Below are 22,060 nucleotides of genomic sequence, written 5' to 3' on the forward strand. Positions count from 1 at the left end.
CCTTTGCGGTGCGGGACCGTTCGCGTTCCCCACGCCGAACTGTCGAGCTCGCCGGTAGAGGAGTCTGCGAGACTCGCCCTCGACATAGCCGCGCCACGGGTTTAGCTTGGGCACATGACTGAGATTCCGGATGAATACCGGGCAGTGAGCGGCGATGGTCAGATTCAGGAAAATGAGGAAGATACTGGCCGTGAATCCCTCGAGGGGGACCTGGCCAGGAATGTTGACCCTGACATCTCCGCTTGACGACGAGGCCCCTGACGGGAATCCGGTGAATCGCGATCCCTGAGCGGCGCTATTTAGTGTCCGGCGTCTTGATGTCCGGCGTAGAGATGTCCGGCGTCGCTATCTGACCGTGGGCGTTCGGACAGCCTGAGCCCGGCGGTGCGCCGCGGTGCGCAGCTGGATGATCCGTGCAGCGCCTGCGATTGCCACTAGTACCCCGCCGGCGACTGCTGCGATGAACAGAGCCATCCCCAAGGACACAGCCCCCTCGAGTCCCAGGAACCTCACCTGCACATAGTCTTGGTTCTGCAGGATGAAGACGATAAGGAGCACCAGGACCACGAGGGCCGTGGCCACGGAAACCCACACCATTCCGGCTCGGGTAACCCGTCTCTCAGCCGGCGCCGCAGCCGGGACCGGGCGCTCGGAAGCCTGGATGCGGCTGGCTTCGGTGCCGCCTGCCGTCCCTGCCGCAGGTACACTTCGGCCTGGACTTTCCGGCGTGACATAGCCCGCCCGGGCTTCGCGAGGCTCGGGCGGATCCTGATGGTTGGGTTGTTGTGTCATGGCTTTTCATCCTCCCCAAAGGCAGCTCTCCAGAGGCAGCTACCCCTGGAATGGCGGGGTTGCCGGCGGCGGCCCGACCGCCCTACTTCGAATCATAAGCCCAATCAATGAAATTACTAAGCATGCTTGCCAATAGGATGATAAGCATGCTTATTATGGATGTCCGGACCGGGGGAGGCTGCCTCATTTTCCAAGCTGGAAAGACGAGATCCAAGGAGAGAAACATGCTCACCAGGGACAATATCGACGAACTGCTTGACAGGGGCGGCAGTGTGCTCACCACTGACGGAGACAAGATTGGCTCCATCGGGCAGGTGTATATCGACGATGACAACGATCAGCCCACCTGGGTCACTGTAAAGACCGGGCTGTTCGGTACATCGGAGTCATTCGTCCCCCTTGAGGGCGCTCGTCTTGAAGGCAACGACATCCTTGTGCCTTACTCAAAGGACCAGGTGAAGGACGCTCCGCGCGTCGAGAACGATGGCCACTTGGAGCCCACCGATGAAGACCGGCTCTACGAGCACTACAGCCTGGGCCGCACCTACAGCGAAGCAAAGGCCGGTATAGGTGGCGTCGGGCCCGCTGAGGCAGACGATGACAGAACAAATGCAGCCGGCACCGTCGGCCGCGACACGTCCGGACCTACCACCGACGACGCCATAACGCGCTCCGAGGAGCGGCCCCATGGTGAGACCGGACGCCCGGAGACTGGCAGGGCAAGGTTGCGTAAGTATGTGACCACCGAAAAGCGTGACTAAAACAGTTCCCGTCCAAAACGAGGCCTCTGCTGTTGGTGGTCAGACCAGAGACTGGTCGTCGGTTTGCGTCCGGCGGTCCCCGGCGAGTCGTGGGAGACTTGCCGCCGCAACCACTAGTGCGAGCGCACCAAGCCCGAGTGGAAGACTGGTGAGCGTCGCGATTCCGCCTACCAGCAAAGGCCCGCCGGCATCTCCAAGTTCCCGGCCGAGCTCGGCGGAACCCATGGTCCTGCCGATCCGTTCAGGTGGAGTGGTATCTGCCAGGTGGGCAAAGCCAATTGGTGTGGCGGCGCCGACCCCGGCGCCAATCGCCACTGCTGCGATGAAGATCGTTATAGGCCCTGGGGCGACCGCCAGGACCCCGACTCCTCCTGCCGTCAGCAAAAGTCCTGCTGTCATGCCCTGGGTGTCGGAGATGCTTCCCCTGTCGCGGAGGTGGCCGACCCTTGGCTGGATGAGTACTGAGGCGATGGCCAGGACGCTCACTGCAGCAGTGCCGGCAAGGGGATCAAGGCCATGGCGGGTAGCCAATGCGGGAAGAAACCCAATAGCCGCACCGAGCGCCGACGTCGACGCCGCCAGCCCCAGTGTGGGGACGAGGAACCGCCGTTCCGTGGCCTGGCGTGCCAGATCCAGCACTGTGTAGCGGTGCCGGGGAAGCGGCGGAAGGTTGGGTACGGCCACCACCACCCACACGGCCGTGGCAGCTGCCAGTACTGACAATGCGCCAAACAAAAGGGCAAAGCCGCCCGCGAGAATCAAACCGGCTCCCAGCAGCGGCCCGATGACGTATCCCAGGCTCTTCCAGGAACCGTAACGGCCGAAAAAGGTTCCGGCATTCTTTCCTCGGGCCAGTCTGGCAACCATGGCGGAGGACGCGGGGGAGAAGGCCGAAGCAGCCGCTCCCTGCCCAAGACGGGCAAGACCCAGCATGAGCGGATCGGCTCCCCACAGCCCGATAAGTGAGAGTGCGGCGAAGGCCAGGAGCCCCCCGACAATAACGGGCTTCGTGCCTATCCGGTCGCTGAGGGCGCCGAAGACTGGTTTGAGGAATACCTCCGAGATGTCGTACACGGCGAGGAGGATGCCCAGGTTGAGCAAGGTCAGGCCGATGTTTTCGCTTTGTGCACCCATTCCGGCGGCAATGCTGTGGGCGCCAAAAGCGGTCACAAAACCTGCCGCATACAAAGCGGCCGGGGGTTTCCGTGCGGTCAGTTCGGGAGCAGCCGACTTCATAAGGGGCAGCTCCTGGTTGGACGAGGGAGGCACGAACGTATTCAACGGAATCGGCTCTGGCCTGTGTCTCCACAGGCCAGAGCCTCATTCCTGTGCCCCAGGAGGGAATCGAACCCCCGACCGGCGGATTAGAAGGCCGCTGCTCTATCCCCTGAGCTACTGGGGCAGTACGTGTCCTCGAGGCTGTCCAAGAGGCAACTCAAAAAGTTTACAGTGACTTGCTCCCGGAAACCGCCAGCTGTCCCATGCGATTTTCACTTGTCCCCAACACACTCTCATGAGCGGAGTTTTGCACATAGCCACGTTGATCCCTCGCTGCGGCTGACACCCTCGATGAAGCTGGAAGTGCCCGCTTGGGCAGCACACTTCGAGACAGGACATCACCATGACTGACAACATTACGGTCCGTGGCTTCGTGGTCACCGAGATCAAGACTTCAACGACGCCAGGCGGAACGGCCACCGCGTCCTTTCGGATTGGCTCCACGGACCGCCGCTTTGACCGCGCCACCAGCGCCTGGGTGGACGGCAATACCAACTGGTTCACTGTGCAGGGGTACCGGCAACTGGCAGGCAACCTGGCCTGCAGCATCAAGAAGGGGCAGCGCGTCATCGTGGTTGGCCGCCTCAAAATGCGCAGTTGGGAGAAGGACGGGCGTATCTACCACGTGGCGGAAATTGACGCCGAATCCGTCGGTCACGACCTCATGTGGGGTTCAGCCAACTTCATCCGGACCTCTGGGCAGAACGGACAATCCAGTACCCAGGCTGTGCAGATTGCCCCTGAGGGAGATTCCGGGCGCGCGTCCGGCGAATTCGTTGCAGAGCCGGACGACGACGGCCCGGGACGCGAACCCGGCGACGCTTCCGACGTGCCGCCAGGGATGGAAGAACCACCCTCAGTTTTCGTCGATGAGGAAAGCGGAGAGCTGTTCGCCGTTGATTCCAGTACTGGCGAGCTGACGGGCGCCGCGGCCTGATAAAGAACAGGATCGCTGTGTCACGGCTTCTCAAGGCAGTTTCGGTGAAAGGCGGCGCCGCAGCTGCAGCGGCGTCGCCGGGCGCAGGGCGCCCGGGTGCCGAAAGGGGCGCGAACTGCATGGCAGAATGGCAAGGTGATGCGAGCGACTAAACCTCTGAGGCCGACCCGTCGTACGCCAACCCTTCGTATTTTGCCCGCACGCCATCAGCGCGCAACAGTTCTGGCATTTCTCGTGCTCATCGCGTCGTCTGCCTGCACGCCCCCCGCCGGTACGGATGTGGGCGGCCCGGCTTCTCCTGGGGGCTCCGCCACGCCGAATGCTGGTTCTCCCTCGGGTGCAGGCTCCGCGCTCCCCACTCCTTCCGCCGCAGCCCCGGCCCCCGCCACCGCCCTCCTGAGGGACAAGGTTGAACACGCCCTCAAGAATCTGGCGGCCGGTTCGGCCAAGCCCACGAGGGACCAGATGGTTGCCGCGCTTACTGCTGCAGGGGTGTCGTCGTCCGCGTTGGAAGTGTCAGCCAGCCAGACTCCTACAGGCCTGGAAGTTGATGCGATAGAAGCTGCGGCGCTTCAGGATAAGGACTGCGTGATCGGCCAAGTACGCGAGGGAAAGGTCACGGTGATCATTCTGCCCGTGCTCTCTACCGGCAAATGCTTCGCAGGTACACAGCTCTGAACTGTCAGGACGCCTGGTTCCTTCCATGTCCTTAGACCGTCCCGAATGTGAGTTATCCCGGCCGACCCACTAGATTTGGAACCATGGCGGAATTTATCTACACAATGACCAAGGCCCGTAAGGCTGTTGGCGAAAAGCTCATTCTCGACGACGTCAGCATGTCGTTCTTTCCCGGAGCCAAGATCGGTGTGGTCGGCCCCAACGGCGCCGGTAAATCCACCATTCTCAAGATCATGGCCGGCTTGGACACACCTTCCAATGGCGAAGCGCGGCTCAGCCCCGGCTACTCTGTGGGCATCCTGCTTCAGGAACCGCCGCTGAACGAAGAGAAGACAGTCCTCGGCAACGTCCAGGAGGGCGTCGGCGAAATCATCGGAAAGATCGAGCGTTTCAACGCCATCTCCGAGGAAATGGCCAGCCCCGACGCCGACTATGACTCCCTGCTCGAGGAAATGGGCCACCTCCAGGAAGCGATTGACGCCGCCGACGCCTGGGACCTGGATTCACAGCTGGAACAGGCAATGGATGCTCTTCGGTGCCCGCCAGCGGACGCCAACGTGACGCTCCTTTCCGGCGGTGAGCGCCGCCGCGTGGCCTTGTGCAAGCTGCTGTTGCAGAAGCCTGACCTGCTGCTTCTCGATGAGCCCACCAACCACCTCGACGCCGAGAGCGTGCTATGGCTCGAGCAGCACCTTTCCAACTATCACGGCGCTGTTCTGGCCGTAACCCACGACCGTTACTTCCTTGACCACGTAGCCCAGTGGATCGCCGAAGTGGACCGCGGGCACCTCTACCCGTATGAAGGCAACTACTCCACCTACCTGGAGAAGAAGCGTGCGCGCCTGGAAGTTCAAGGCAAAAAGGACGCCAAGCAGGCCAAGCGACTGACAGAAGAGCTTGAGTGGGTCCGCTCGAACGCCAAGGGCCGCCAGACCAAGTCGAAAGCCCGCCTGGCTCGGTACGAGGAAATGGCGGCGGAAGCTGACCGCACGCGCAAGCTCGACTTCGAAGAGATCCAGATTCCGCCCGGACCGCGCCTGGGCGGACTTGTGCTCGAAGCCAAGAACCTGCAGAAGGGCTTCGAGGACAGGACCCTCATTGACGGACTGTCCTTCTCGCTGCCCCGCAACGGCATTGTCGGCGTCATCGGCCCGAATGGTGTGGGTAAGACCACCTTGTTCAAGACCATCGTCGGGCTTGAGCCCCTCGACGGCGGCGACCTGAAGATCGGTGACTCCGTCAAGATTTCCTATGCGGACCAGAGCCGCGGTGGGATCGATCCCAACAAGACGCTGTGGGAGGTAGTTTCCGATGGTTTGGACTACATCCAGGTAGGCCACGTCGAAATGCCCTCCCGGGCATACGTGGCAGCTTTCGGATTCAAGGGCCCGGACCAGCAGAAGAAAGCAGGAGTGCTTTCCGGCGGTGAGCGTAACCGTTTGAACCTGGCTCTGACCCTCAAGCAGGGTGGAAACCTTCTGCTCCTTGACGAGCCCACTAACGACCTCGACGTCGAAACGCTCAGCAGCCTTGAAAACGCCCTCCTGGAATTCCCTGGCTGCGCTGTGGTCGTCTCTCACGACCGCTGGTTCCTCGACCGGGTGGCAACCCACATCCTGGCCTACGAAGGTGATGAGGAGAACCCGTCCAAGTGGTACTGGTTCGAGGGCAACTTCGAGTCCTATGAGGAGAACAAGGTGGAGCGGCTCGGTCCCGATGCCGCGAAGCCGCACCGTGTGACTCACCGGCGCCTCACGCGCGACTGATCCTTACGGGAAAAGTCCGGAAACGAAGAAGGCCGGCTTGGCGGATATCACCCGCCGAGCCGGCCTTTCGTTTTGCCCAATGCTGTTGCCTGACTGTTTTACCGTTCGGCTTTTCGCATCTGGTGCTTGAGAACCTTGGACTGGACAGCACCCACCACCTTATTCTTCAGGTCGGTAGGGATCCGGACCATGCCTTCCTGCGCCACCGAAGCAACATGGCGGCCTTCCCGGTCGAAGATCTTGCCGGTGGCCAGGCCCCGTGCACCCTGGGCGCTGGGAGACTCCTGCACGTAGAGCAGCCACTGGTCAACCCGTACCGGGCGGTGCCACCACATGGCATGGTCAAGGCTGGCGACGCTCATTCCGGGGGTGACCCAGCTCAGGCCGTGCTTTCGCAGGATCGATTCCAGGATGGTGTAATCGCTGGCGTAAGCGAGGGCGGCCCGGTGCATGTTGGCGTCATCCGGCATGGGTCCGAACGTTTTCATCCAGACCGCGTTCCTGGCTTCTTTGGTGCCGTTGGCTGACACATACAGTGCGGGGTCGACGTGCCGGATGTCTATGGGACGCTCGTAGGCCCAATGCCTGGCGACGGGATGATCGTACTTGCCCAGGAGGTCGGCGGTGCTGGGCAGCGATTCAGGTTCCGGAATTCCCAGCGGCATCTCGGACTGGTGGTCAAGGCCCTCGTCGTCCTCCTGAAAGGAGGCGATCATCGAGAGGATCGGTGTGCCGTCCTGGTAAGCGTGGACACGGCGGGCCGAGAACGACCTCCCGTCGCGGAGACGTTGCACGCCGAAAGTGATGGGTTGGTTTGCATCCCCGGGACGGAGGAAATAACCGTGCATCGAATGCACATGGCGGGCCGGATCCACGGTGCGGTTTGCGGCAATGAGCGATTGGGCCAGAACCTGGCCTCCGAAAACACGTTGCCGCGGCTGCCGCTGTGACGGACCCATAAAGATGTCCTCATCCGTCCGGGCACCTTCGAGTTCCCCCAGATCAAGAAGTTCGATCAAGGAGGTGGTGGGGTCCTGCGTGGGCAATGCCTGCAATCCGGCTTCCGCTTCAGTCATGGTTTGACTCTAGACGTCACCCCGGTACTGCTCAACCGGACACCTGGCGGTAGAGTCCTTAAGGTGTCAGATGTTCTCACCCAACCTTTCCGCTTCGCCGATCCCCAGGATCTGGCGGACCTCCGTACGTACGTGACCCGTGCAAAGGCGGTGGACGACGGCGCCATCCGGCTGCAGGCGTCCGGATCGGTCCTTGCTGCTTATGTGTGCGTATTGCGGCCGAGGCTGCTCGGCGAAGCCACGCCCACCATCCTCGGCCTGCGCACTATGGCTTTGGCGGAGCCAGCCGAAGCTGACGTTACTGTCACACTCGCGGCGGTCCTTGACCGTCTGGCACGGGCAGGGGAGTCCGACGTCGAACTCCCGGTCCCGCCGTCGACGGTCACCGAGTCCTGGGCGGGGGTCGGCGCGCCGCGGACCGGCTGGGAGCTCCTGGGCTCACTGACAGACTCTGCGCTGAAGGATGCCGCGCAATCCGGGATCGCCGAGGTCGCGCAGATTGTTCCGGATAAGCCCGGTGCCCTCATCGTCAACAACGCAAGGGCATCCGTCTGGGGGCGTGATCTTCCCGGGGCCGGGGGACTCCCCACCGGAGCGGCCTTCGCCGCCCTGACTTTGGGTTTTCTCGGCAGCGGTGAGCACCAGCTTTACCGCGCCGGGCGCTGGTTCAGGCTCAGCAGCCCCAGGGGGCATGTCCTTGCCCGGAGCGGCGCGGGACTCGGGCTCTGACCGTTACTCTCTAAGCGCGTGAGGGGCCGTTGCCGGAAGGGCTGTTAACCATGGACAGTGCGGCGCGCTCCATGTAGTCCCACAGGGTATTTTCGTACAGCGGCGGAAGTTCGAGGGAGTCAACAGCCGTCCGCATGTGGAGCAGCCACCGGTCCTTCGCTTCAGGAGTGACGCTGAACGGCATGTGCCGCATCCGGAGCCTGGGGTGGCCGCGTTCTTCGCCGTAGGTGGTGGGCCCACCCCAATACTGTTCCAGGAACATCAGGAAGCGGCGCTTGGCCGGTTCAAGATCCTCTTCGGGATACATCGGCCGCAGGATCGGGTCCGTTGCAACGCCGTCGTAGAAGACGTCAATGAGCTTCACGAACGTGTCGTGGCCCCCTACGGCATCGTAAAAGTTGTCAGTGTAGCCCGGCTGGCTGAATGGATCATTCTGCATCAGCATCTTCGGCTGCCCGGGCTCGACGGGGGGATTGGTCATAACTACTCTCCGGCTTTCTGCGATGTTGGTGCTTCATCGTCGTCTGCAACTTCCGGCTGCGGTTCCGGGGGAACATAGGTCCCCTGCGACCGGTTGCCCACCCGGAGGATCTCGCCATTGCGCAGGTACCAGATGGTGCCGTCCTCGGCGAGTACCCTGGTGATCCGCAAGCCCATGGACTCCACTGTGCCCACCACTTCGCTGGTCTCGATGACGTCACCGATTCCGTACTGGTCCTCAATGGTGATGAAGATCCCGGCGAGGAAGTCACGGATCAGCTGCTGGGCGCCGAAGCCGATGGCGATACCCAGGATGCCGACACTCGTCAGCAGTGGCGCGATGTCGATATCCAGGTTGCGGAGCACATACATGGTGGTGATGGTTGCGACGAGCACCCCCACCACGCTGTTGAGCAGGGAACCGATGGTGTTTGCCCTCTGCACTCGCCGCTCATGGTCAAGGGCACGCAACGCCGGCGCCACCCACCGGAAATGGGGCTTCTTAAAGAAACTGCTCCCGGATGCGACGCGTCGGGAGATCCGGGAAATCACGAAGGTCGCCGCCAGCCAGATGGCGACACCAACACCCAGGCTGATCACAATTCCCGGAACGCTGATTCCGTCCGTGGCGGACGTAAGGGGCGGTGCGATCGACAACGTGCTGTACATCTGTGGATGTTCTCCTCACTGCACCGGCTGGTGCCGGGCGTACTTCTACGGGGGGTATTTCTACCGGACTTCACCGGCGTTCACCCGGCGCATAAACTCTGGTTACTTTCAACACTAGCGCCGTAGCGTGGCCACATGCGCATCCTGATTCTTGGCGGTACAGCTTTCCTTTCGGCGGAAATTGCCCGGCAAGCGGTAGCAGGCGGCCACAACGTGACGTGCCTGGCACGGGGCTCAACCGCGGAACCCCCGGCCGGCTCCCACTGGATCTCAGCGGACCGCAGCGAAGGAACTTCCGCCTATGCTGAAGCCGCCCGGGAATGGGACGCAGTCATCGACGTGGCACGCGATCCGTACCAAGCGGGGGCTGCCCTGGAGTCGTTGGGGGACCGGGCTGCGCATTGGACCTTTGTGTCGAGTTGTTCAGTCTATGCAGATCATTCAGTACTGGGAGCCGGCGAGGACGCGAGGCTGCTGGACCCGCTGCCCGACAGCACACCATTCTCTCCCGAAGTCTATGGAGAGGCCAAGTCGGCCATCGAGGCGCTGACCCTCAGGATGCGTCCAGCCCATCTCTGCAGGGCAGGCCTGATCGGCGGCCCAGGCGACGAAACCGACCGCTACGGGTACTGGCCTGCCCGGTTTGCGCGGGCCGCCGCCGAGCGCACCGGGCCCGCTTTGGTGCCGGACATTCCCGACGCAGCCACCCAGATAATCGACGTCAGGGATCTCGCCGCGTGGGTCCTCTATGCAGCCCGGCAGGGGATCACCGAACCCTTGAATGCGGTTGGCGCAGTGGTCCCCTTCCGGGAGTACATTGAGGAATCGCAAAGGCTGACCGGTGCCACGGATACAGTCAAAGCCCCCGAAGACTGGCTCATCAATCAAGGAGTTGCTCCTTGGGCTGGCCAGGATTCGCTCCCGCAGTGGCTGCCGCCGGACCACGAAGGATTTTGTGCCCGCAGCAACTCAGCCGCCGTTGCGCGCGGGCTTACCCTGAGGCCCTGGCAGGACACCCTCCGTGACACGCTTGAGGATGAACGGAGCCGCGGACTGGACAGGGAGCGGAAAGCCGGGCTCAGTCCCGCGACTGAACACCGTCTGGTAGCAAGCCTGCTCCCTGCGGGCCAGGGCCGGGCGTATTGACGACTAGGCAGCGGCGACCTCGGAAGTCGGGGAATGACGAACGGGAAAGTTCACGCTCCGTGCGATGAAGCACAACTGGTTGGCTTCGTGATGCATGTCCGCCAGCAGCCCGTCCGGCGTAGCCTCAGCTGTGGTCACATGGGGATTGAGGGTGGCCTCCTCGAACTGGCCGCTGCCGTCCCGGTTGAGGCGCATCATGGCGTCGGCATGGTCCTCGTAGGCCGTCACTACAACCCCGCGCTTCACTGCCACGTGAAGGAAGGAAAGCATATGGCATTGTGACAGGGCGGTGAGCAACAGCTGTTCGGGGTTGTAGCGGGTCCTGTCCCCGTGGAACGTGGGGTCCGCCGAACCCTTCAGGACGGGCAACCCCTCAATCCGGATGTCGTGGTCGCGGGAATACGCCCGGTAGGCCGATGTTCCGGTACCGAGGTTGCCTGTCCAGCGGACAGTGACGGAATAGCGGTGTTCAGCCAATGTCATGTCCTAATCCTCATCAGCCTTCCGGGCTCGCAGTGCCCGGGCCACGGCGTCGCGGTTTTCCAGCATCATGCGCCTGAGCGCTGCGCTTTCTTCGGGAAGGGCGGCGATGAACTCGTCCGTCCTGTCCACCGTGGCCTGCGTTGTCAGCTGGGAGGGGTAGAGCCCGACGACGATCTGCTGGGCCAGCGCATGGGTGCGGGACGCCACGATGCCGGGGACGGCGTCGAAATACTTCTCCACGTACGGCTCGAGGAGCGAGGAGTCCAGGACCCGGGAGAAGCCGGCAACAGCCGAGGCCTGCAAGGCGTTGGAGAGCTCTCCGTTGACCACGATCGAATCCCAGGCCGCCGCTTTGGCTTCCGGGGTGGGAATGGCCGCTTTAGCCAGTGCTGCTGCGTTCTGGCCATTGGAGGTGTTGTCACGTTCAAGTTCCTCGTCAATCCGGCCCTGATCAGCCCTGCCACCGGCAACCAGCGAAACCAGGAGCTCCCACCGGAGGTCCTGGTCAACGGTAAGCCCGTCAAGGACCACGGAACCCTCCAGCAGTCCGGCCACGGTGTCCAGTTGACCGGCGCTCCTGGCGAGGAGGGCGTAGGACTTGACGAACTGCAGCTGGGCGTCGGAGGCCGGCGGGACCGCACCTGCGAGTTCCCACAACCGGTCCGCTGCCGAAATTGCCGTTGCTTCCTTGTGGGCTTCTGCCACGTAGAAGTTCAATGTAGTGGCAAGCTGGCGCAACTGGACCAGGATGACCGACGAGTCCGATTCCTGAGCGATGTTGGCGAGAACGAGCTCAACGTAACCGCGGGCGGGGGTTTCGCCGTCGCGGGCGGCGTCCCAGGCTGAACCCCAGACCAGCGTGCGTGGAAGGCTCTCGCTGAAGTCCTTGAGGTGCGCCGTGGCCGTGGCCAGGGATTTAGGGTCCAGACGGACCTTGGCATAGGCCAGGTCATCATCGTTCAGCAGGATGAGGTCAGGCTGCTGCAATCCGGCCAGGGCGGAAACTTCCGTGCGCTCGCCGTCGACGTCGAGCTCTGCGCGGTGGACCCGTTCCAGCTTGCCGGCGTCCGTGAGGTTGTAGAACCCCACAGCCAGCCTGTGCGGCCGGATGGTGGGCTGGTCCTCAACAGCGGACTGGAGGATGGCGAACGAGGTGACGGCGCCTTCGTCGTCGACTTCCAGTTCGGGCTTGAGCGTGTTCACTCCAGCCGTTTCGAGCCAGAGCCGGCCCCAGGCGTCCAGATCCCGCCCGCTGGCAGTCTCCAGCTCAGCCATCAGGTCGCTGAGCTCCGTGTTCTGCCAGGCGTACTTACGGAAATACTCCCGCACGCCAGCCATGAACTGTTCCGGGCCCACCCAGGCCACCAGCTGGCGCAGTACCGACGCTCCCTTGGCGTAGGTGATGCCGTCGAAGTTCACCTCAACGTCCTGCAGGTCGTTGATTTCGGCAAAAATGGGGTGCGTGGTGGGCAGCTGGTCCTGACGGTACGCCCAGGATTTCTCCACGGAAGCGAACGTGGTCCAGGCGCGATCGAACTTGGTGTTCTCCACCGCCGCGAGATGGGACATGTACTCGGCGAAGGACTCATTCAGCCACAGGTCGTTCCACCACCGCATGGTCACGAGGTCTCCGAACCACATGTGGGCCAGTTCGTGCAGCACAGTGATGGCACGGCGCTCCACCTGCGCTTCGGCCACCTTGCCCCGGAAGATATAGCCCTCCAGGATGGTCACCGCGCCGGCGTTCTCCATGGCTCCCGCATTGAATTCGGGAACAAAGAGCTGATCGTACTTATCGAAGGGATACGGGCAGCCAAACTGGGTTTCGAAAAACTCGAAGCCCTGCCGGGTCAGGTCGAAGATGTTATCGGCGTCGAGGTACTGCATCAGCGATTTCCGGGCGTAGATTCCCAGGGGAACAACCCTGCCGTCGGAGCTCTTCACCTCGCTGCTGACTGACTGGTACGGCCCGGCGATGAGGGCAGTGACGTAGGACGACAGCCGTGGTGTCGCGGCGAATTCCCACACGGACCGGGCACCGCCGTCGACGGCCGGGATGGTCTCCACCGGCGCTGGTGTGGGCGAGTTGGACACCACATTCCAGTGTGAAGGGGCAGTGACAGTGAACGTGAAGGTCGCTTTGAGGTCCGGCTGTTCGAACACAGCGAACATTCTCCGTGAATCCGGGACCTCGAACTGGGTGTAGAGGTAGACCTCGTTGTCTACCGGATCGACAAAACGGTGGAGGCCTTCGCCCGTGTTCATGTAGGGCGCATCCGCAACAACCAGGAGTTCGTTCCGCTCCGCAAGTTCGGGGAGCTGGATCCGGACACCGTCGGCCACAACGGAAGGATCCAGGGCCAGCCCGTTGAGGGTGACACTGTGGACAGTCTCCGTCACTGCATCGATAAAGGTGGACGAACCGGGTCTTGCAGCGAAATTCACGGCGGTGGTGGTGCCGAAGACCTTGTCCCCTTTGGTCAGGTCCAGGCTGACTTCGTACGACTCGACGGTGATCAGTTCGGCGCGCTCGCGCGCTTCGGCGCGCGTCAGGTTCATACCTGGCAAAGTGTTGCCTCCAAAAAGGTTGCGGCTGCCGGTGGGAAACTGCCTCCACCAAGCACTGTGAAGTCATTCTTTCATTTAGGGCAGCGTTGGCAAGTTACACAGCTCACACGCCCGCCGGCAGGGGTAGCGTTGAACCATGGGAACGTTCCGTGACGCTGTGGATGCCAAGGCTCTGCGGTTCGCTTTGGGATTTCCGGTGTTGTTGGCCGCGGCATTCGTGGTCTGCGCCGTTCTCCTCCGTCCTGACCTGCCCGAGCCCTTGGCTGTCCTGTGGACGTCCGACGGCGTTACGGGCTTTGCGCCGTTTCCTGCCTTTGTGGGGGTCGGCGGAGGCCTCATTGTGATCATCAGCTGGCTGGTCCTGCTCCAGGCCGTCCCCGTCTCCAGGCCGGTGCTCATGCGCAGGATCATGATGGGAACAGGTATCTCACTGAGCCTGTTCATAACCGCTGTCCTGGCTGCGGTGCTGGTTGGCCAGGCAGGCGTGGCTGACGCCCGGGCGGCGCAGGTTGACGCCATTGTGCTCGCGATGGGAAGCGGCTTTGCCCTTGCCATGGGTGTGGTGGTGGGCTTTGTCTTCAAGGCAGATGAGCAGTGGTCGGTTGACGATGACCGCGCGCTGGAACAGGCCCTCGAGCAGCAACTCGATCCTGATCTTGCGCGCGACAACGTCAGGCTTTGGGTCCATGCCCGCAGTTCGGTCTTTGTGATGCTCATTGTGGCCACGCTGTTCCCGGCGTCGCTGATTGCACTGGCCCTGCCATGGCTTAGCGGCCTGCTGGTGGCGGTGGCGGCAGTGCTGGCAGCGTTTCTGTTTGCGCGTATCACTGCTGACCGGAGCGGCCTTCGCGTCTTTGTGGCCGGTTTCGTCCGCGTTATGAACGTGCCCGCAGCCACGATTTCCTCTGCCGCCGCCTCCAACGTACGGGCCGCCGAATACGGGGGATGGGGATACCGGAGCCACGGGGACACTACAGCAGTGCTGGTCAGCAGTGGTCCCGCTGTGGTGCTGAAGCAAACTGACGGACAAAGGGCAGTTGTCAGCGGCGGCAATCCGGATTCCGCACAGAGGCTGGCCGAGGTGTTGTCACGAGTGGCCGCACGGGCGCGGGGGGAGGGCCGTTCCTAGTAGTCTTAGCTTCAACCCCAAGACAGCCCGGACGCTTCCCGGTGCTCACGACCAGAACGGACAACGCCGTGACCACATCCCCTTCATTTCCGCGGGTTCATATCGCCACAGACCACGCCGGTATGGAGCTCAGCGCCCACCTCGTCCGCCACCTCACCTCGCAGGGGTATGACGTAGTGGATCACGGACCCAAGGTCTACGACGCACTCGACGATTACCCGTCCTTCTGCATCAACGCAGCCCTGGCTGTTGTTGCAGACCAGCAGGCGGGTGTCCACGCTCTCGGGATTGTCCTGGGCGGTTCCGGGAACGGTGAACAGATCGCGGCAAACAAGGTCAAGGGCGTAAGGGCCGCACTGGCCTGGAACCACTCCACGGCCACCCTCGCCCGCGAACACAATGACGCGAACGTCGTCGCAGTCGGTGGACGCCAGCACAGTGTCGAGGAAGCCACCGCGCTCATCGAGGCATTTCTCAAGGAACCTTTCAGCAACGACGAACGGCATGTCCGCAGAATCTCGAAGATCGCCGCCTACGAGACCACCGGTGAGGTCATCGACTAGTGCCCGAAGGGCATTCGGTACACCGCCTCGCCCGGCAGTTCCGGGACATCTTCCTGGGAAAACAGCTCAGCGTCAGCAGCCCCCAGGGAAGGTTCTCCGCCGGTGCCAGGCTCCTGGACGGACACACGCTCTCCGCTTCGCAGGCTCACGGAAAGCATCTCTTCCTTGAGTTCAGCCATGGCCTTTTCCTGCACGTCCACCTGGGCCTGTACGGGGCCTGGAACTTTGGTGGAGATGATTCCTTCCGTGGCGCCTCGAGTATCGGTGCTCCCCGCACAGTGGGGGAGCAGGAAGTGTTCGACGACGGCGCTCCCGTCATATATGCCGGCCCGCCGGAACCGGTAGGCGCTGTCAGGGTACGGCTGGTGGACAGCCACGGCTGGGCTGATCTCAGGGGAGCCACGACGTGTGCCGTCATTACGGCGGAGGACCTCGCCACTGTGCTCAAGCGGCTGGGCCCTGACCCGCTGCGGAACATGCCGGGGGACAGGGAAACCTTCGTTCGTGGCGTGCTGACCAGACGAACCCCCATTGCGGCGTTACTTATGGACCAAAAGGTGATTGCCGGCGTCGGAAATGTCTACCGGGCGGAACTGCTCTTCAGGCAGCGGCTAAACCCTTGGCTGCCCGGGACGTCGCTGACACCTGCCGCTGCTGAAGAGTTGTGGGATGACGCAGTGTCGATGATGTCCGACGGTGCCCGGGACGGGAGGATCATCACCACCCCTTCCGCATACTGGTCCGCCGGGCCCGATCTCCTGCCGGATCAGGAGGAGGCCCATTTCACTTATCGCCGCCAGGGCCTCGAGTGCCGGGTCTGCGGCACGCCCATAGCAATGACCGAACTCTCGGCCAGAAAACTTTATTGGTGCCCTGTCTGCCAGCAAACCGGTTGAGGTAGCCTGACAACGATGGCCCCCGAACCAGCCCTGCTCGAGGATGCAGGGCAACCGTGGACCGCGACGACTTATGCACTCAACACTCTCCGGGACTGCGGGCTGGATGCTGGCGGGCTCGCCGGTACAGCCGGGCTGCTGGCGGCCAACAGCCGGTGGGAGTATGACAACCTCCCGTATTGGGGCGGAGAGGTGGACTGCTGCATCAATGCATTCACACTTTCCAACGGTCTCTGGCTCGGGGCCGACGTCTCCGGGGTCGCCCAGTGGTTTCTCGACCACCGGATGGCCGACGCCGGCTGGAACTGCGAGTGGATGGAGGGCTCCACCCGCTCCTCCTTCCATTCCACGCTTAACTCGCTGAAGGGCCACGATGGCAAAGCACCCGATCCGCGGCTCGCAGAAGCGATGGGAGTGATCCGCGCAGCCCGACGTCCCGACGGAACGTGGCTGCAGGAACGCCGTCATCCAGGGCGGTGTGGTTCGAGGTCGACGTGCCTCCTGGCCAGCCGTCCAAGTGGCTCACTTTCTACGGCACCCGCGTACTTGCTTGGTGGGACGAGGAGAACGGCGCGAGTCAACCAGCCTGATTTCAGCCACTGATTTTAGGCAAAAAAAAACACCCTGGTCCGGGGACCAGGGTGTTGGCAACTGGAGGGGACGACGGGAATCGAACCCGCGTAATCAGTTTGGAAGACTGAGGCTTTACCATTAAGCTACGTCCCCGGGAAGGCGCAACAACAGCGTCTGTAGCCATTCTCGCAGATCTTTCCGGTGGCTTCTTCAAGCCGGATACAACTAAACCTAATTCATGCCCCAAGTGTCAAATGTGCATTCCAAGCCAAAATCCCCGTAGACTGTCCTGTGCACTAACGGGGTGTAGCTCAGCTTGGCTAGAGCGCCTGCTTTGGGAGCAGGAAGTCGCAGGTTCAAATCCTGTCACCCCGACTCTGCAGTCCCGGCCGACGGCCGGACAGGACCTTGAGTTCGCAGAAATCCATCCCACAAAAACCAGGAGTACTTAGACTGTGAAGAGCGCTGTCGAGAACCTCACCCCTACACGGGTCAAGCTCAATGTTGAGGTCCCTTTTGAGGAATTGAAGCCCAGCATCGAAGAGGCATACAAGACTGTCGCTTCGCAGATCCAGGTCCCCGGTTTCCGTAAGGGCAAGGTTCCTTCCAAGCTGATCGATCAGCGCGTCGGCCGCGGCTACGTGCTGGAGACTGCCATCAACGAAGGCCTCAACGGCTGGTACCAGGCTGCTGTTCAGGAGTCGGGAATCCGTCCCCTGAGCCGTCCCGAGGTTGAAATCACCGAGGTGCCGGACCCGTCCTCCACCGACGGCGAACTGAAGTTCCACGCCGAGGTTGACGTTCGTCCCGAGGTTGAACTTCCTGACTACGCCGGCATCAAGGTTGAGGTCGCTGCCGCTGCTTCTTCGGACGCCGATGTCGACAAGGCCCTTGATGAGCTTCGCGGCCGCTTCGGTACCCTGAAGCCCGTTGACCGCCCGGCCGCTGATGGTGACTTCCTCACAATCGACATCACAGCCACCATTGATGGCGCTGAAGTCGATTCGGCTTCCGGCCTTTCCTACCAGGTGGGAACCGGCACCATGCTCGAAGGCCTCGACGAGGCCGTCACCGGCCTGAGTGCCGATGAGGACGCCATTTTCGAAACCACCCTCGTTGGCGGTGACCACGCCGGTGAATCCGCGCAGGTCAAGGTAGTAGTCAAGTCCGTGAAGGAGCGCGAGCTCCCTGAGGCCGACGACGACTTCGCCCAGCTTGCATCGGAGTTCGACACTCTTGCAGAACTGCGTGAGGACCTTGCCAAGCAGGCAGCTGAGTCCAAGGTTGTGGAGCAGGGCGTAGAGGCCCGCGACAAGGTCCTTGACAAGCTGGTCGAGCTGGTTGAGGTTCCCGTTCCGGACTCCGTAGTGGAAGAGCAGCTCGAAGCCCACTTCAAGGCTGAGAACTCCCACGGTGAAGGCGATCACGACACCGAAGAGCACCGCGCCGAAGTAAAGGCCAACACGGAGCGGGCGTTCCAGAACGAGATCATTCTTGACGCCATTGCGGACAAAGAAGAGGTCGGGGTCAGCCAGAACGAGCTCATCGACTACATCGTGACCACTGCCAGCCAGTACGGCATGGACCCGAACCAGTTCGCGCAGATCATCGATCAGAGCGGCCAGGTGCCCATGATGGTTTCCGAGGTCCGCCGTCGCAAGGCTCTCGCTGTTGTGCTGGGCCAGGCGGAGGTAACCGACACCGACGGCAAGGCTGTTGACCTGAGTGACTTCGTGCGCCCCGGTACCGAAGAGGCACCTGTCGCCGAAGGCGAAGAGACCGATGCCCCGGCAACCGAGGTCGCTGCCAGCGACGACCCGGCAGCCGTAAAGTTCTAAGCTATGTTGCAAGGCAGCCCCTGGATTCCTGATCCGGGGGCTGCCGCATTTAACCACCGTTTTGACGCACGGAACCAACTGCGTGAGTACGATGCGCCGTCAGCGAACAGCGCGATTCCTGAGAACAAAACGGCCGCGAAAACGGTTAGTGTCCAAGTAGTGAAGTTCAGTGATGTCGTTCAGTGACGTCACCGTCACCAGCGAGAGGTAAGCACATATGTCACAGCAATCAGCGGCTCCGAGAATGGCCACTGTCGATCCGGCCGCCCAGGACAACTACATCTACAACCGACTGCTGAAAGAGCGCATCATCTGGCTCGGCTCCGAGGTCCGTGACGAGAACGCCAACGCGATCTGCTCCCAGCTGCTGCTCCTCTCGGCAGAGGATCCCGATAAGGACATCTACCTCTACATCAACTCTCCCGGCGGCTCCGTCACCGCCGGCATGGCTATCTACGACACCATGCAGTTCATCCCGAATGATGTTGTCACCGTGGCTACAGGCCTCGCGGCTTCCATGGGCCAGTTCCTGCTGTCCTCGGGCACCAAGGGCAAGCGCTACGCCACACCGAATGCCCGCATCCTGATGCACCAGCCTTCAGGCGGCATCGGCGGCACGGCCTCGGACATCAAGATCCAGGCGGAACTCATTCTGCACATGAAGAAAGTCATGGCCGAACTCACGGCAGAGCAGACCGGCCAGACCGTCGACACCATCCTCAAGGACAACGACCGCGACAAGTGGTTCACCGCCGTAGAGGCCCTGGAATACGGCTTCTTCGACAGAATCTCCGCCCACGCCGGATCCGTTGCCGGTGGCGGCGGAACCGCGCAGAACTAACCGGTACAGACAGAACTGAATTCAGGAGCAATGGACATGACTTACAACTTCGGATCGTCTGCCGGTAATTTGCCTACCAGCCGCTACGTACTGCCGCAGTTCGAAGAGCGCACCCCCTATGGCTTCAAACGGCAGGATCCTTACACCAAACTGTTCGAGGACCGTATTATCTTCCTCGGCGTCCAGGTTGACGACGCTTCGGCCGACGACGTCATGGCACAGTTGCTCGTACTCGAGTCCACCGACCCGGACCGCGACATCACGCTGTACATCAACTCGCCGGGCGGCTCCTTCACGGCCATGACAGCCATCTATGACACCATGCAGTACATCCGTCCCGAGATCCAGACCGTGTGCTTGGGGCAGGCTGCCAGCGCCGCAGCAGTGCTCCTCGCCGCAGGAACCCCGGGCAAGCGCCTCGCTCTGCCGAACGCCAGGGTCCTCATCCACCAGCCCGCCCTCTCCGGCGGACAGGGCGGCCAGGCTTCGGACCTCGAAATCCAGGCCGCGGAGGTCATGCGCATGCGCTCCTGGCTTGAGGATACCCTCGCCCACCACTCGGGCCGGACGTCCGAGCAGGTCAACAATGACATCGAGCGCGACAAGATCCTCACCGCAGAGGAGGCCATGAATTACGGCCTCATCGACCAGGTTCTTGACTCACGCAAGATCAAGCCGCAGGCTATCACGCGGTAGCAATTCCGCCCGACGCCGGTACGGTTCAGATTTTTTTGGACCGTATCGGCGTCCGGTTTCCACCCTTCAGGCCCAATGTGACCTAGAGTGGATGTTGTCACTGCGGGGCTTGTCTCAGGCACGTCGGTGATTCCAACAACCGGTGCAAAGCTGCTTTCGCGGCAAGATACTAAGGGGTTTCCATATGGCTCGGATTGGCGAGAGCACCGATTTGCTGAAGTGTTCTTTCTGCGGAAAGAGCCAGAAGCAGGTGCGCAAGCTCATTGCCGGGCCGGGTGTCTATATCTGCGACGAATGTATCGAGCTTTGCAACGAGATCATTGAGGAAGAACTTGCGGAAGTAGCTGATCTTGGCAGCTTCGAGCTTCCCAAGCCCCGCGAGATCTTCGACTTCCTGCAGGAATACGTCATCGGCCAGGAGCCGGCCAAGCGATCGCTGGCAGTGGCTGTCTACAACCACTACAAGCGCATCCAGGCCGGGCACGCACCCAAGAGCGGCAGCCTTGCGGAAGGCGTCCACCATGACGACGTAGAGATTTCAAAGTCCAACATCCTGCTGATCGGTCCCACCGGCTGCGGAAAAACCTACCTTGCCCAGACCCTTGCACGCCGGCTTAATGTTCCGTTCGCCGTCGCCGATGCAACGGCGCTGACCGAGGCCGGCTACGTTGGCGAGGACGTCGAGAACATCCTGCTGAAGCTGATCCAGGCAGCGGACTATGACGTCAAGAAGGCCGAGCAGGGCATTATCTACATTGACGAGATCGATAAGATCTCGCGGAAGAGCGAGAACCCGTCCATCACCCGTGACGTCTCCGGTGAAGGCGTGCAGCAGGCGCTCCTGAAGATCCTGGAAGGAACTGTCGCGTCAGTTCCGCCGCAGGGCGGACGCAAGCACCCGCACCAGGAGTTCATCCAGATAGACACGACGAACGTTCTGTTCATCGTCGCCGGCGCGTTCGCTGGCCTGGAGGAAATCATCGGTTCCCGCTCCGGGCGCAAGGGCATAGGATTTGGTGCCCCGCTGAACGAGGTCAAGAACAAGGTCGACTCCTACGGCGAAGTCATGCCTGAGGACCTGTTGAAGTTCGGGCTTATCCCGGAGTTCATTGGCAGGCTCCCCGTTATCACCACCGTCTCCCACCTGGACCGTTCGGCGCTGATCCAGATCCTCTCCACCCCCAAGAACGCCCTCATCAAGCAGTACCAGAAGATGTTCCAGCTGGACGGCGTGGAGCTCGTGTTCGATGACGAGGCCCTGAACATCATCGCCGATCAGGCTTTGGAGCGGGGCACCGGAGCCCGCGGCCTGCGTGCCATCCTGGAGGAAGTCCTGCTTCCCGTGATGTTCGATCTGCCCAGCCGTGATGACATCGCCAGCGTTGTCATCACGGCCGACGTTGTCTCCAAGAAGGCCCAACCCACCATGATCGCCCATGACGTGGTGGCGAAACGGCGGAATAAATCCGCCTAGGCCTTCGCTGTGCTGAGCGTGCGCCTGTATCGTGCCATGCCCTGACGCCTTTTCGAGGAGATTCACTGTGCCTGAAACCACTGCCAGTAAAGCCGACTTCTGGTTCGACCCCGTCTGCCCCTTCGCCTGGATCACGTCCCGGTGGATCGGTGAGGTGGAGGAAGTCCGCGACATCGCCACGGAATGGCACGTCATGAGCCTGGCCGTCCTGAACGAGGGCCGCGATCTTGACGGCGGCTACCGCGAACTGATGGACAAGGCATGGGGTCCGGTCCGCGTCATCATTGCCGCCAGCGAGCAGCATGGGGCTCAGGTTATCAAGCCGTTGTATGACGCGATGGGCACCTTGATCCACGACGGCGGCGAGAAGGACTACGGGCTCGTGATCGCGAAAGCACTGGCAGAATGCGGCCTGCCGTCGGATCTTGCCAAGGCGGCCGCTTCGGATGACTTCGATTCGCAATTGCGTGCAAGCCACGAAGCCGGAATCTCCCTCGTGGGCCAGGACGTCGGAACCCCGGTTGTTGCCTTCAACGGCACCGCCTTCTTCGGCCCGGTCCTGACTCGGATACCGCGGGGTGAGGAAGCAGGCCGGCTGTGGGATGCAACGGTAACTCTTGCAGGGTTCCCGCATTTCTTCGAGCTCAAGCGGAGCCGGACGGAACGCCCGGAGTTCAACTGAAGCTG

The 22,060-nt window shown here is 62.1% G+C and carries 22 protein-coding genes, 3 tRNA genes and 1 pseudogene; 17 read left to right on the forward strand and 9 right to left on the reverse strand.

The window, feature by feature from the left end; all coding sequences use genetic code 11:
* Positions 1 to 114: 114 nt before the first annotated feature.
* Positions 115 to 246 (forward strand): hypothetical protein, encoded by a 132-nt coding sequence (locus tag M1E05_RS09280; RefSeq protein ID WP_461165071.1) that lies wholly within the window; start codon positions 115 to 117, stop codon positions 244 to 246.
* Positions 247 to 345: 99 nt separating this feature from the next.
* Here M1E05_RS09280 and M1E05_RS09285 read toward each other — a convergent pair whose 3' ends face one another.
* On the reverse strand, positions 346 to 792 hold the full coding sequence (locus M1E05_RS09285; protein WP_458111152.1) for a LapA family protein: 447 nt from the start codon (positions 790 to 792) through the stop codon (positions 346 to 348).
* 224 nt (positions 793 to 1,016) lie between these two features.
* On the opposite strand from M1E05_RS09285, the gene M1E05_RS09290 reads away from it, so the two are divergent.
* Positions 1,017 to 1,553, forward strand: a complete 537-nt coding sequence (locus M1E05_RS09290) for a PRC-barrel domain-containing protein (protein WP_458111151.1) — start codon at positions 1,017 to 1,019, stop codon at positions 1,551 to 1,553.
* 39 nt (positions 1,554 to 1,592) lie between these two features.
* Here the strand turns inward: M1E05_RS09290 and M1E05_RS09295 are convergent, their stop codons facing one another.
* Entirely contained in the window at positions 1,593 to 2,789 is a 1,197-nt protein-coding gene (locus M1E05_RS09295; protein WP_458111150.1) for an MFS transporter, read from the reverse strand.
* Between the two features lie 93 nt (positions 2,790 to 2,882).
* Positions 2,883 to 2,955, reverse strand: a tRNA-Arg gene (locus M1E05_RS09300).
* 219 nt (positions 2,956 to 3,174) lie between these two features.
* Here M1E05_RS09300 and M1E05_RS09305 point away from each other — a divergent pair.
* From M1E05_RS09305 to ettA, 3 genes are all read left to right on the forward strand, one after another.
* The gene (locus tag M1E05_RS09305) at positions 3,175 to 3,768 is read left to right on the forward strand and encodes a single-stranded DNA-binding protein (protein WP_461165072.1); all 594 of its coding nucleotides are present in this window, start codon (positions 3,175 to 3,177) and stop codon (positions 3,766 to 3,768) included.
* Between the two features lie 192 nt (positions 3,769 to 3,960).
* On the forward strand, positions 3,961 to 4,446 hold the full coding sequence (locus tag M1E05_RS09310) for a DUF6993 domain-containing protein (protein WP_461165073.1): 486 nt from the start codon (positions 3,961 to 3,963) through the stop codon (positions 4,444 to 4,446).
* Positions 4,447 to 4,529: 83 nt separating this feature from the next.
* A complete protein-coding gene (gene ettA, locus M1E05_RS09315; protein ID WP_309105393.1) occupies positions 4,530 to 6,212 on the forward strand; it encodes an energy-dependent translational throttle protein EttA in 1,683 nt (560 codons plus the stop codon).
* Positions 6,213 to 6,310: 98 nt separating this feature from the next.
* On the opposite strand, the gene M1E05_RS09320 is transcribed toward ettA, so the two are convergent.
* Positions 6,311 to 7,288, reverse strand: a complete 978-nt coding sequence (locus M1E05_RS09320; protein ID WP_461165074.1) for an acyl-CoA thioesterase — start codon at positions 7,286 to 7,288, stop codon at positions 6,311 to 6,313.
* Positions 7,289 to 7,351: 63 nt separating this feature from the next.
* Here M1E05_RS09320 and M1E05_RS09325 point away from each other — a divergent pair, with 63 nt between their 5' ends.
* Positions 7,352 to 8,017, forward strand: coding sequence for a hypothetical protein (locus M1E05_RS09325; RefSeq protein ID WP_461165075.1), 666 nt, complete (start codon positions 7,352 to 7,354; stop codon positions 8,015 to 8,017).
* A gap of 10 nt (positions 8,018 to 8,027) precedes the next feature.
* Here the strand turns inward: M1E05_RS09325 and M1E05_RS09330 are convergent, their stop codons facing one another.
* Together M1E05_RS09330 and M1E05_RS09335 are read right to left on the reverse strand one after the other, a co-directional pair.
* Positions 8,028 to 8,498 carry a globin gene (locus M1E05_RS09330; RefSeq protein WP_461165076.1) on the reverse strand — a complete coding sequence of 157 codons (471 nt, stop codon included), beginning with the start codon at positions 8,496 to 8,498 and terminating at the stop codon, positions 8,028 to 8,030.
* Positions 8,499 to 8,500: 2 nt separating this feature from the next.
* Entirely contained in the window at positions 8,501 to 9,166 is a 666-nt protein-coding gene (locus tag M1E05_RS09335; protein WP_458111144.1) for a mechanosensitive ion channel family protein, read from the reverse strand.
* 135 nt (positions 9,167 to 9,301) lie between these two features.
* Here M1E05_RS09335 and M1E05_RS09340 point away from each other — a divergent pair, with 135 nt between their 5' ends.
* Positions 9,302 to 10,312 (forward strand): Rossmann-fold NAD(P)-binding domain-containing protein, encoded by a 1,011-nt coding sequence (locus M1E05_RS09340; protein ID WP_461165077.1) that lies wholly within the window; start codon positions 9,302 to 9,304, stop codon positions 10,310 to 10,312.
* Between the two features lie 3 nt (positions 10,313 to 10,315).
* On the opposite strand, the gene M1E05_RS09345 is transcribed toward M1E05_RS09340, so the two are convergent.
* Together M1E05_RS09345 and pepN are read right to left on the reverse strand one after the other, a co-directional pair.
* On the reverse strand, positions 10,316 to 10,795 hold the full coding sequence (locus M1E05_RS09345) for an OsmC family protein (RefSeq protein WP_461165078.1): 480 nt from the start codon (positions 10,793 to 10,795) through the stop codon (positions 10,316 to 10,318).
* Positions 10,796 to 10,798: 3 nt separating this feature from the next.
* The gene (gene pepN / locus M1E05_RS09350) at positions 10,799 to 13,354 is read right to left on the reverse strand and encodes an aminopeptidase N (RefSeq protein WP_458111142.1); all 2,556 of its coding nucleotides are present in this window, start codon (positions 13,352 to 13,354) and stop codon (positions 10,799 to 10,801) included.
* A 145-nt stretch (positions 13,355 to 13,499) separates the two neighbouring features.
* Between pepN and M1E05_RS09355 the strand changes: the two genes are divergently transcribed.
* The 4 genes and pseudogenes from M1E05_RS09355 to M1E05_RS09370 form a co-directional block, all read left to right on the forward strand.
* Positions 13,500 to 14,492: a hypothetical protein gene (locus M1E05_RS09355; RefSeq protein WP_458111141.1), complete on the forward strand. Its 993-nt coding sequence runs from the start codon at positions 13,500 to 13,502 to the stop codon at positions 14,490 to 14,492.
* 68 nt (positions 14,493 to 14,560) lie between these two features.
* Entirely contained in the window at positions 14,561 to 15,055 is a 495-nt protein-coding gene (locus M1E05_RS09360; RefSeq protein ID WP_309105384.1) for a ribose-5-phosphate isomerase, read from the forward strand.
* Positions 15,055 to 15,951 (forward strand): Fpg/Nei family DNA glycosylase, encoded by an 897-nt coding sequence (locus M1E05_RS09365; protein ID WP_461165079.1) that lies wholly within the window; start codon positions 15,055 to 15,057, stop codon positions 15,949 to 15,951. The genes M1E05_RS09360 and M1E05_RS09365 overlap by 1 nt, the downstream gene beginning before the upstream one ends.
* Positions 15,952 to 15,978: 27 nt before the next feature.
* Positions 15,979 to 16,541 (forward strand): annotated as a pseudogene (locus M1E05_RS09370) (squalene cyclase); the annotation flags it as partial.
* A 62-nt stretch (positions 16,542 to 16,603) separates the two neighbouring features.
* Here the strand turns inward: M1E05_RS09370 and M1E05_RS09375 are convergent.
* A tRNA-Gly gene (locus M1E05_RS09375) sits at positions 16,604 to 16,677 on the reverse strand.
* A 147-nt stretch (positions 16,678 to 16,824) separates the two neighbouring features.
* On the opposite strand from M1E05_RS09375, the gene M1E05_RS09380 reads away from it, so the two are divergent.
* From M1E05_RS09380 to M1E05_RS09405, 6 genes are all read left to right on the forward strand, one after another.
* Positions 16,825 to 16,899 (forward strand) — tRNA-Pro (locus M1E05_RS09380).
* 80 nt (positions 16,900 to 16,979) lie between these two features.
* Positions 16,980 to 18,362, forward strand: coding sequence for a trigger factor (tig, locus tag M1E05_RS09385; RefSeq protein WP_458111139.1), 1,383 nt, complete (start codon positions 16,980 to 16,982; stop codon positions 18,360 to 18,362).
* Positions 18,363 to 18,606: 244 nt separating this feature from the next.
* On the forward strand, positions 18,607 to 19,203 hold the full coding sequence (locus M1E05_RS09390) for an ATP-dependent Clp protease proteolytic subunit (protein WP_309105495.1): 597 nt from the start codon (positions 18,607 to 18,609) through the stop codon (positions 19,201 to 19,203).
* A gap of 36 nt (positions 19,204 to 19,239) precedes the next feature.
* The gene (locus M1E05_RS09395) at positions 19,240 to 19,899 is read left to right on the forward strand and encodes an ATP-dependent Clp protease proteolytic subunit (protein WP_066291976.1); all 660 of its coding nucleotides are present in this window, start codon (positions 19,240 to 19,242) and stop codon (positions 19,897 to 19,899) included.
* Positions 19,900 to 20,083: 184 nt separating this feature from the next.
* Positions 20,084 to 21,373, forward strand: coding sequence for an ATP-dependent Clp protease ATP-binding subunit ClpX (gene clpX, locus M1E05_RS09400; RefSeq protein ID WP_458111138.1), 1,290 nt, complete (start codon positions 20,084 to 20,086; stop codon positions 21,371 to 21,373).
* Between the two features lie 67 nt (positions 21,374 to 21,440).
* Positions 21,441 to 22,055: a mycothiol-dependent nitroreductase Rv2466c family protein gene (locus M1E05_RS09405; protein WP_461165080.1), complete on the forward strand. Its 615-nt coding sequence runs from the start codon at positions 21,441 to 21,443 to the stop codon at positions 22,053 to 22,055.
* Positions 22,056 to 22,060: the final 5 nt, after the last annotated feature.

Source organism: Arthrobacter sp. R4-81 (assembly GCF_054792365.1).